This is a genomic window from Anisomitus miae (SeqCode) (assembly GCF_054906395.1).
Window position 1 is genome coordinate 204048 of the sequence record NZ_JBRACL010000008.1, and the last position, 10718, is coordinate 214765.

General features: G+C 28.8%; 13 protein-coding genes. 9 read left to right on the forward strand and 4 right to left on the reverse strand.

The annotated features are described in order from the left end of the window. Positions 1–12: 12 nt before the first annotated feature. Positions 13–141, forward strand: coding sequence for a hypothetical protein (locus AALI31_RS06570; protein WP_489885733.1), 129 nt, complete (start codon positions 13–15; stop codon positions 139–141). A gap of 26 nt (positions 142–167) precedes the next feature. Here the strand turns inward: AALI31_RS06570 and folE are convergent, their stop codons facing one another. Beyond that, entirely contained in the window at positions 168–680 is a 513-nt protein-coding gene (gene folE / locus AALI31_RS06575) for a GTP cyclohydrolase I (RefSeq protein WP_489885734.1), read from the reverse strand. 13 nt (positions 681–693) lie between these two features. Further along, positions 694–1026, reverse strand: a complete 333-nt coding sequence (locus tag AALI31_RS06580) for a 6-pyruvoyl trahydropterin synthase family protein (RefSeq protein WP_489885735.1) — start codon at positions 1024–1026, stop codon at positions 694–696. Positions 1027–1125: 99 nt separating this feature from the next. Here AALI31_RS06580 and AALI31_RS06585 point away from each other — a divergent pair, with 99 nt between their 5' ends. Beyond that, complete coding sequence (locus AALI31_RS06585) at positions 1126–2367, forward strand: aminopeptidase P family protein (protein ID WP_489885736.1); 1242 nt, start codon at positions 1126–1128, stop codon at positions 2365–2367. 23 nt (positions 2368–2390) lie between these two features. Further along, positions 2391–3194: a prolipoprotein diacylglyceryl transferase gene (gene lgt, locus AALI31_RS06590; RefSeq protein ID WP_489885737.1), complete on the forward strand. Its 804-nt coding sequence runs from the start codon at positions 2391–2393 to the stop codon at positions 3192–3194. Between the two features lie 190 nt (positions 3195–3384). Here the strand turns inward: lgt and AALI31_RS06595 are convergent, their stop codons facing one another. Continuing rightward, complete coding sequence (locus AALI31_RS06595) at positions 3385–3621, reverse strand: hypothetical protein (protein WP_489885738.1); 237 nt, start codon at positions 3619–3621, stop codon at positions 3385–3387. A 23-nt stretch (positions 3622–3644) separates the two neighbouring features. Further along, positions 3645–3929 carry a hypothetical protein gene (locus AALI31_RS06600; protein ID WP_489885739.1) on the reverse strand — a complete coding sequence of 95 codons (285 nt, stop codon included), beginning with the start codon at positions 3927–3929 and terminating at the stop codon, positions 3645–3647. A gap of 232 nt (positions 3930–4161) precedes the next feature. Here AALI31_RS06600 and AALI31_RS06605 point away from each other — a divergent pair, with 232 nt between their 5' ends. From AALI31_RS06605 to AALI31_RS06630, 6 genes are all read left to right on the forward strand, one after another. Continuing rightward, positions 4162–5265: a S1 RNA-binding domain-containing protein gene (locus AALI31_RS06605; RefSeq protein WP_489885752.1), complete on the forward strand. Its 1104-nt coding sequence runs from the start codon at positions 4162–4164 to the stop codon at positions 5263–5265. 16 nt (positions 5266–5281) lie between these two features. Beyond that, the gene (locus AALI31_RS06610) at positions 5282–6736 is read left to right on the forward strand and encodes an aminoacyl-histidine dipeptidase (protein ID WP_489885740.1); all 1455 of its coding nucleotides are present in this window, start codon (positions 5282–5284) and stop codon (positions 6734–6736) included. A 47-nt stretch (positions 6737–6783) separates the two neighbouring features. Further along, entirely contained in the window at positions 6784–7581 is a 798-nt protein-coding gene (locus tag AALI31_RS06615; RefSeq protein WP_489885741.1) for a rhomboid family intramembrane serine protease, read from the forward strand. 99 nt (positions 7582–7680) lie between these two features. Next, the gene (locus AALI31_RS06620) at positions 7681–8148 is read left to right on the forward strand and encodes a TspO/MBR family protein (protein WP_489885742.1); all 468 of its coding nucleotides are present in this window, start codon (positions 7681–7683) and stop codon (positions 8146–8148) included. 29 nt (positions 8149–8177) lie between these two features. Then, on the forward strand, positions 8178–9344 hold the full coding sequence (locus tag AALI31_RS06625) for an amidohydrolase (protein WP_489885743.1): 1167 nt from the start codon (positions 8178–8180) through the stop codon (positions 9342–9344). An 80-nt stretch (positions 9345–9424) separates the two neighbouring features. Next, complete coding sequence (locus tag AALI31_RS06630) at positions 9425–10453, forward strand: acyltransferase family protein (protein WP_489885744.1); 1029 nt, start codon at positions 9425–9427, stop codon at positions 10451–10453. The last annotated feature ends 265 nt before the right edge of the window (positions 10454–10718 follow it).

Here is a 10718-nt window from a genome sequence, read left to right on the forward strand (position 1 = left end):
GGTGGTTTTAGTATGATAAGTTTAAAAGATATAAAAAATGATATAGAACAAGGACTTCAGGAAATGAGCGCAAAGGAAAGGCTTCAGTTTTATGTAACAGTTGGAATTGGTTTGTTCTTTATATTGGCTTTTATATTTTGAAAGGCATGATACTTTGATCATGCCTTTTATTTTTTGTATACGAATTCCGTTTCTGTAAATGAAGTTGTTTTACATATTCCTCTCATTGCCATACACATGTGAGTAGCTCGCACATGTACTTTTACATAATGACAATTTAAATATTTAATTATTGTATTTCCTATTTGCTTAGTTAAATTTTCCTGTACTTGAAGTCGTTTTGAAAAAGCATTCACGATTCTTCCAAATTTTGAAAGTCCGAGTATTTCACAGTCTGGAATATATTCTATATTTACAATACCAAAAAACGGCAATAAGTGGTGCTCACATAGTGAAAAAAATTCTATAGAATTTACCCTCACAATATCTTTTGATGGATTTTCTAATTTGAATTTTTTACTCATTATCTTGTCTATATCCTCATTGTACCCAGATAAAGTTTCCCTAATTGATCTTGAAACTCTCTCAGGAGTATCTATTAGACCATCTCTCATTTCATTTTCGCCAATCTCTCTTAAAATAGTTTTGATAGCATTTTCTAAATTTATATTTTTATCCAAACGTATTCACCCTCTAATCAATTTCATATATTGCTAAGTTATTTTCTGTTTCGTATACTTCAACTTTATAGCAATTTGTGATTTCGTGACAAATCCATTTTGCTAAATTTTCAGCTGTTGGATGGAAATCTAAGACTTGATTTATGTTTTTATGATCGAGCCTATTATGTATTTTAGATTTTATTTCTTTGAAATCTATAACCATGTCATTATCATTTAGTTCTTTACTTTTGCAGTGAATGTATATTACATAGTTATGCCCATGGATGTTGTTGCATGGAGTTTCATATGGAAGGTTTAAGTTATGTGAACATGATAGTAGAATTCTTTTTCTTACATAAAACATTTTGATACCTCCTTTAATTTCATATTATAAAAAAATATTTTAACACATGCTATAATTGTAGTAAGATTTAGTTTGTAGCAAAAATTTGGAGGCAAGCTTATGGAAAATGTTTATTTGAAAAGAAGGCAAAATGTTTCTAGGTATATGAAAAATGGAGATATGTGCATTATATTTTCTGGTAAAGAGGTAAGGCTTAGCAGAGACCAAAATTATGATTTTAATGTTAATAAAAATTTTTTTTACTTAACAGGAATAAGGAACGAGAATTTAATTTTATTTATGATAAAATCGGATAATGTCTTAAAGTCTACCCTATTTATTGAAAATAGAGATGAGAGCAAAATAAAGTGGATAGGAAGGACAATACAGAAAAACGAAGCTGTTATTATCAGTCTTGTTGATGATGTGAAGTATTTAGATGAATTTGATGAATTTTTAAATAAGATATTTTTAGATAATGAAAGTATGACTGTGTATTTTGATTTTGATCGTGATGATCATAATCTTGATGTCTTATACTCTGAAAGTTATGCAAATCAACTTAAATCTAAATACCCTAATTTAATTGTAAAAAATATTTATAAGGCTATATCTGATTTAAGAATGGTAAAAGATGATTTTGAGATTTCCAAAATTAGAGAAGCGATTGATATTACTAGCAGAGGAATTTTTAATATTTTGAAGAATTTAAGACCAGGGCTTTATGAATATCAAATTGAATCTTATTTTGATTTTATGATTAAGTACGAAGGGGCTACTAATAATTCTTTTAAGTCCATAGTGGCTTCAGGAGAAAATGCCACGATACTTCATTATGTAAATAATGATTTTAAAATAAAGGATGGAGATTTGGTACTCTTTGATTTAGGTGCTGAGAAAGATTTTTATAAAGCTGATATTTCTAGGACTTTTCCTGCTAGTGGAAAATTTTCTTCAAGACAAAGAGAGATATATAATATTGTTTTAGATGCTCAGATCAAAGTAATTGAGCATATACGACCTGGTGTTAAACAAAGTGATTTAAATGAAATAGCTAAGGAAAATTTATATTTAGGACTTAAGAGAATTGGTAAGATAAGTAAAAAAGATGAACTTTCTAAGTACTATTTTCATGGGATAGGACATTTGTTAGGTCTTGATACTCACGATGTTGGAGGAAGAGATTTTGTTTATAAAAAAGGAATGGTTGTTACTGTTGAGCCAGGACTTTATATAGAAGATGAGAAAATTGGAATTAGAATAGAAGACAATGTTTTAGTTAAGGAGGATGGTTGTGAGGTTTTGTCCAAAAATATAATCAAGACTGTTGATGATATTGAAGAGTTCATGTCAAAAAAATAAGTAGTTATGTAAATGGGGGTATAATGGATAAAATAGTATTTCCTAATATCGGCATAGAGATGACTGTCAACAAAATAGCATTTTCTATTTTTGGAATAGATATAGCGTGGTATGCTATAATTATAACCTTAGGCATTATTTTGGCTATTATGATTTCATACAGAAATGCAAGAAAGATAAGTCTGAATTTAGAGTTATTTGGAGACGTATTCTTTTACACAATAATATTTGGGATTATTGGAGCTAGACTTTATTATGTAATTTTTAATTTTAATTTATATGAGGACGACCTTTTAAGTATTTTAAATTTGAGACAAGGTGGCATTGCTATATATGGTGCTATAATTTTTGGAGCTATTTCTATAGTTGTATACACAAAGGTTAAAAAACAGAAATTTTTAGATTATTTTGATTGTATATCTCCAGGACTTGCCTTGGCACAAAGCGTAGGGAGATGGGGGAATTTTGTAAATCAAGAAGCCTACGGATATCAAACTAATTCTTTGTTTGCTATGACTATAATGGAAAATGGTAAATATGTAACTGTTCACCCAACTTTTTTATATGAGAGTGTTCTTAATCTTGGAGTGTATATAGTTTTAACTATATTTTTTAATAAATATAGAAAAAATTCTGGTGAAGTTACTTGCTTATACTTGATTTTATATGGTCTTGGAAGATTTTTTATAGAAGGAATGAGGATGGATAGTTTGTATTTAGGAAATTTTAGAATTTCACAAATTGTTTCCGTTGTAGCATTATTCATTGGAATTATAATGTTTATTTACTTGAGATTTTATATTTATGGAGTTGAAGATAAGAAATAGCCCCTAAGGATTTTAAGGGCTATTTCTTACTTTTTACAGGATAACACATTTTATCAACAAACATTTTTAGAATTTATTGAGCTTTACTCTGCTTTTATATTTTTGTGCGATATGTCTAAAAAATTTTGAAAACTATACATATTGAGTCGATGGTTTTAATTACAGTAAAGAACCTTATAATGGAGCAATCTTAAAGAGATGTAGGATTAACTAGAGATATGAATTTAGATAATTTTGAAGAATTTTCTGATAATTTTGATAATAATATTGGCACAGGTTTGTTTGAGGAATTGTTTAATTTAGATGATTCTATTATGAGCATTGATAATCCAATTGCAATCATACCTGTAAATCCTAATACAATTACTCTATTTAGGCTTTTATGGTAATCTAGATCAGTATTTTTATGACAAAAATTTTTCGACATACCCTAAATTCCTCCATTCTATTTTAGTACTTAAATTTTGAATTTTTGGATGTAGAGGTAATACCTTTATGCTTAAATTCATTTGATACTTTAGGGTTCGATAATTTTTTATGTGTTTTACATGTGTCAAACGTTTCATAATAAGACATTGCACTTGCTTCTTTGGATGTTTCAGTTAAAGTATAACCTAAAGAAATACTTGACATACCAGCTAAGGCAAAAGCTATACTTTTATTTAGTTTTGCGTTTTTTTTACTTTTGGTTAATCTCTTATCCTTAAGTTTATAGTCTAGGTTACTTCTTCCCATATATACTCTCCTTAGTATTTTGTGTTATATTTTTAATTGTCGGTTTAGAAGTGAATGTCTTTATCCTAATTATTAAAAATTTTATAACATATAAATACTATCTTAAATTGTTTTAAAATTTTTTCCATAATGTTAGAATGGAATAGTAAGATTTGTTTTAGGGGGTGAAATTGTATTTATACGAAAGTATTTCTATGAATACATTTTGCATATGAATGAGGAAAAAAAATTGATGGAAGACTCTTTAAATTTTAAGAAAATAGAAAAAGGAAGCATATTAAAAGGAAGGGTTATTCATATATCAGATGATGAAATTACTGTTGACCTAAATTATTTGTGTGATGGAATTATAAAAAAGAGCGAACTTGTATCAAGCGAGATAGAAAAATTTTATGAAATAGGCAAGGAAATCGTTGTTTATGTTATTTCTCCAGACTATGAAGGAGGCAATGTTTTATTATCTGAAAAAGAAGCTTATTACTTTGATGTTATGGATGAATTAAATCAGATTTATAAATCTAATAAGGTAGTCAGCGTTTATGTAAAAGAGAATGTTAATGCAGGACTTATATGTGAGTTTAAAGGTATAAGGGGGTTTATACCTAAATCTAAAGTATATAATAATAGGGATAATTTAAATTTTTTCTTGAAGAAGAACTTGGATGTTATATTAATAGAGATTAGTGAAAACAGAATAATATTTTCAAATATTGATGCTGAAGAGGTTAAATCTAAAGAGATTAGAAAGAAATTCATAGATGTTGTCAATGTAGGAGATGAGTTTTCAGCAATTGTGGAAAGTATAAAGGATTTCGGTATATTTATAAATGTTAAAGGAATCACTGGATTTGTACATAAATCAGAGATGAGTTATAAACGAAGGTTTAATGCAAATGATATAGTTAAGGTTTCTGACGAAGTTTCTGTGCGATTACTTAAAGTCGATATAGATAATCAAAAATTATATTTTAGTATGAAAGATTTAAAGTCTGATCCATTTTTGAATTTCGTTAAAGATTTTAAGATTGGGGAGATATATGAGGTTTGCATTGAAAAGATAGTAACATCTGGAATAATTGTTTTATTGAATGACGAGGTCACAGGTTTTATACACATAAGTGAATTTCCAGAAGATATGCAAGATTTAAATAGGAGTTTTATTATTGGAGATAAAATAAAAGCTAAAATTTTAAAAATAGATAGTGATAATAAAAAAATATCTTTAAGTTATTCTAAAGTTTTAGAAAATAATTATGATAATAACGAGTATTTTGAAGAAGAAAAATTTAATACGTTTGGAGAGATTTTCAAGGATATTTTCTTAAAACTAAAATGATAGGAGGAGGCTTGTTGTGAATAAAGTTTTAGATAATATAGATCCGATAGAAGTTTTTGAACATTTTGAAAATATAAGTAAAATTCCACGGCCATCTAAACAAGAAAAGCAGATAAGTGACTATTTGCTGAATTTTGCAAAAGGTTTGAAATTGGAAGTTATACAAGATGAAAATTTAAATGTTTATATGCGAAAACCAGCAACTCCAGGATATGAAAATGGTAAAACAGTAATACTTCAAGCTCATATGGATATGGTTTGTGAGAAGAATGAGGATACAGTACATGACTTTAATAAAGATCCATTAAAATTGAGAGTTATAGATGGTAAGATATATGCAACTAACACTACTCTAGGTGCTGATAATGGAATTGCTTTGGCATACATAATGGCACTAATGGCTTCTAAGGATATATCTCATCCTGAACTTGAGGCTCTTGTGACTGTTGACGAAGAAACGTCAATGAATGGTGCGAAGACATTTGATCCTAGATTTTTTAAAGGAAAGTATTTAATAAATATTGATTCAGTAGATGATTCTAGACTTTTGGTTAGTTGTTCAGGAGGTCTTAGAGTATCCGTCGTGAAGAAAGTAAGCCATGTAGAGATTGAAGGAGAAATTATTACCATAAAGGTTAGAGGGCTTAGGGGTGGTCATTCTGGACTTGATATAAATAAAGAAAGAGGAAATGCAAATAAAATACTTGGAAGAATTTTAATAAATATTGAAAAAAACTATATGGGCATAAACATTGTGTATATTAGTGGTGGAGCCAAGGATAATGCGATTCCAAGAGAGTCTAAGTGTCAAATAGCAGTTGATAGTAAAGATGTGGATAACATAATTTTGTCTATAAAGTCAGTTGAAAGTGTAATAAAAAAGGAACTAGAGAATGAAGAATATTTTAATATAGAAGTTTCTAAAAATGATAAACCACTGAGAAGTGACATGATATCCTCTGATGATTCGAAAAATTTGATAGATTTGATATATTTAATGCCAAGCGGTGTAAAAACTCAGAGTGCTTTTATAAAAGATCTTGTTGTAACATCTAATAATTTTGGAGTTATTTCCTATGATGGAGATAGTGTAATTCTAAAGAATGCGGTTAGGAGTTCTATAGATTCTGCGAAATATAATGTTGTGAGAGAAATAGAGATTTTGAGTCGTAGTTTTAAAGCTGTAACTGAGGAAACTGAATCTTATCCAGGATGGCAGTATGATAAAAATTCTGAAATAAGAGAAATAGCACAAAGAGTTTATAAAAAAATATATGGAAGTGAGATGGGGGTATATGCCATACATGCTGGAATCGAATGTGGGATTATAAAGGGGAAGTTGCCTCACTTAGATATGGTATCTTTTGGTCCTATTATCAAGGATAATCACACTCCTGGTGAATGGGTTTGTATAGAATCTACAAAGAAGGTATGGAACTTTTTGAAGGCAGTATTGTACGAAATAAAATAGTATAATTTAATTATATATAGTATAGTTGGTTTAGGAAGGAGGCTTTTATGAAAGCTTCAGGAGATAATTATAGAAATTTTGGAATTAGGAATTTGATGCTTGTAATAGTTTTTGCAAATATATTGGTTTTTTTGCTTTCCGTGTTTGGAAATACTAATTTATATTTATCGCTTGCCCTTATACCAAGTAAGGTTTTGCAAGGCGAGTTTTGGAGATTGATAAGTTATATTTTTATTCCCCCTACATTTAATCCATTTTTTTTAATGTTTGTTTTGATATTTTATTTTTATATTGGTAGGGAACTTGAAAGTTATTGGGGCGTATTTAAATTTAACTTATACTATTTTTCAGGAGTTGTCATAAATGGTGTAATAGCTATGATATTTAACATATCTATTATTGGAGTTTCAGATCTTAATATGTCGTTATTTTTGGCGTATGCTGTTTTAAATCCCGAACATATTTTATATCTATTTATGGTTTTCCCTATAAAGATGAAATATTTAGCTATAGTTACTTTGACTATACTTGGATATAGGTTTTTTACAGTTAGCCTTTGGCAACTTAAGCTTATAGTTATTGCTCCTATTTTAAATTTTCTAATATTTTTCATTCCTAGTTTTGTGAGAGGAACAAGTAATAACGTAAAGAATAAAAAGAGAAGACAATCATTTGAGTCTAAGGTTTTGAAATTTGATGTTGATGCAGTAGCTAAACACGTCTGTACCGTATGTAAGCGTACCGAGAAACATGATGAAAATTTAGAGTTTAGGTATTGTTCCAAGTGTAATGGAAGCTATGAATATTGTAGTGACCATATTTTTGATCATGAGCATAAAAAATAGTTTTTTAGTTGAAAGTTTTTTGCTTTCAACTATTTTTTTGTATAAATATTATAATAAAGTAATAATATATTAAAAAGAAAAAAAGGACGGTTGAATTACATGAAATCTAAATTTAATAATTTGAAAATATTATTGTTTGCACTAATTTTTAATTATTTAGGAGGATACATATCAAGTTTACTCTCAGGAGATATGAAAAGCGTGTATTCTTCTTTAGAGAAACCTTGGTTTGCACCACCAGGTTTTATATTTCCATTGGTTTGGGCAATTTTATATTTTTTACTTGCTTATGCCTTGTTCCTAGATTATAGAAACGGTGGAAGGAACATTTTAACATACGTAATTGCTATGATCGTGAATTTTTTGTGGAGTTATATATTTTTCGCACAAAAATTATACGGAATTGCTTTTTTGATAGTAGTAATTTTAATTTTATTTTGTATTTATCTAGGGGTTAGATATTTTAAGAATTCAAAGTTTGCATCCATAATAATGCTCATATATTTAACTTGGCTTATTTATGCTGGACTTTTAACTTATTTCGTATGGATGTATAATGAGATGTAATATATTTTTATTTTGGAGGTTAATTAGAATTGTTAATTAGAAATGGTAAAATTTATACTATGAGTAATTTAGGTGTTTTAGACGGAGGAGATATAAAAATAAAAAACGGGAAGATAATCGAAGTGGGAAAAAATTTACCTGTTTCAGAAGGAGAAGAGGTTATAGAATTAAGCGGTGAATTTGTGTATCCAGGATTTATAGATGCACATTGCCATATGGGATTATTTGAATGGGGAATGGGATTTGAAGGTTCGGATGGTAATGAAATGACTAACCCAATAACACCGCATATGAGAGCTATAGATGGAATAAACCCTATGGATACTAGTTTTAAAAATGCTAGAGAAGGTGGAGTAACTGTGGTTGTATCCGGACCTGGAAGTGCAAATGTTTGCGGAGGAACTTTTGGTGCGTTTAAAACTTATGGTGATTGTATAGATAAAATGGTTGTTAAAAATCCTGTTGCCATGAAGGTTGCTTTTGGAGAAAATCCTAAGAGGGTTTACAACTCAAAGTCAAAAACTCCTATGACTCGAATGGGAACTGCTGCACTTTTGAGGAATTTAATAGTTGAATCTAAAAATTACTTAAATAAAAAGGAGGATGCTGAATCTAAGAATGAGCTGTTTAAGGAGTTTAATTTAAGTTACGAGGCTATGATACCTGTACTAAAAAAGGAAATTCCTTTGAAAGCTCATTGTCATAGAGCCGATGATATATTGACAGCCGTAAGAATTGCAAAAGAATTTGACTTAGATTTGACACTTGATCATTGTACTGAGGGGCATTTAATAGCTGACTACATAAAGGAATCAGGATATCCAGCTATAGTTGGACCTACTATGACTCATGCTTCAAAAATAGAATTAACTAATAAAACCTTTAAAACTCCAGGGATTTTAATAAATAAAGGTGTAAAAACAGCAATTGTTACAGATCACCCTGTAATAGAACAAGAGTATTTACCAATTTGTGCAGGACTTGCCATGAAAAGTATGAATATGGATGAAATAGATGTCTTGAAATCAATTACTATTCATGCTGCTGAAATCGTAAAGATAGATGATAGGGTTGGGAGTATAGAACCTGGCAAGGATGCAGATATTGTAATATTTGATAAAAGTGCGTTGTTTTCAGATTCAGTTTGTTGTTATACTATAATTGATGGTAATGTAGTTCATAGATTAAAGTTATAATAGCAATAAAAAATGTAATACTAGAATAGTATTACATTTTTTGTATTTTAACTTTCCAATTAATTTAAGGATGATAGAAGTTGAGACGAGTTGATTTTATAGATGTATTTAAGGGATTTGGTATTTTTTTTGTCATACTTGGACATATGCCGATTAGAGCAGAGATGTACTCATATATTTTTTCATTTCAATTAGCTATATTTTATTTCGTTGGTGGATTCTTGTACAGAGATGCACATGTAATTAATTCATTCTGGGATTATATAAGTAGAAAATTTAGAAGAACACTTATTCCATATATCGTATTTTCTCTTATATCTTTAATTGTGTACACATTATATCATGGTTATATGGGAAACGATTACGACATTTTAGATATGTTATCCACGGTAATTACTTCCAAGAGAAACGAAATTTATATAAATGTACCCCTATGGTTTTTAACCTCGTTTTTTACTGTTGAAATCATGTACTATATTTTGAAGTGCTTTTTCAATAATTATGTAATCTGTATCTTAGTAATTATATTTGGATTTATAGGGGTTGTGAATTTGAGAACTACAGGATCTTTAAATACTTTACCTTGGAGTTTCGATGCTTCACTTTACTTTATTATATATTATTTTATGGGTGATTTTTTTTCAAGTCTTTCCACTTACTTAAATAGGGACTTTTCATATTTTTTCAGGAAGCTATTTCTAGTATTTTTAATATCTATTTTAATAAGTGCCATGAATTTACTTGGTTTGATAGAGCATGCCGATATTATATACTACGATCATGGGTTTTTTATAGCTCTAGTATCTTATTTATTTCATATTTTTATAAGTTTATCGGGAGTATTTTCATATTTGTTTTTAGCTTATATTTTTAGATGGGTATATATTTTAAGATTTATCGGAAAGAATTCTATCTATTATTTTGCTTTTCATATGATTATTTATTGTATATTATGTAATCAAGGTTTGACGGAGTATTTTCTCACTAATGTCTTTTCTGATTTGGAGTTAAATTTAGTTGGAATTATATATACTGTGGCATTAATTATTGCTATAACCCCATTAGTTTGGGTGATTAACTTTTTTAAAAAAATAATATATCAAAGATAAATATTTATAAATGTTTATTTTTAAAATGAGCATGATAGAAAATTCGATAAAAATGTGTTGTAAAAGGAGCTGTTTATCTAATTTCTATTTTACACTTTAATTTTTAGGAAGGTATCGTATGGTGTCTTTTTGTTTTTGTGGGAGGTGTGATGGGGATGTATTGGTGTATGGGATATGTCCGGATGGACAAGCATCAAACTTTTGAAAAGGTGTAGAAGGAGTTTGGGAAACACGTGGATGGACAAGCTACTAAACTCGTGGAAGA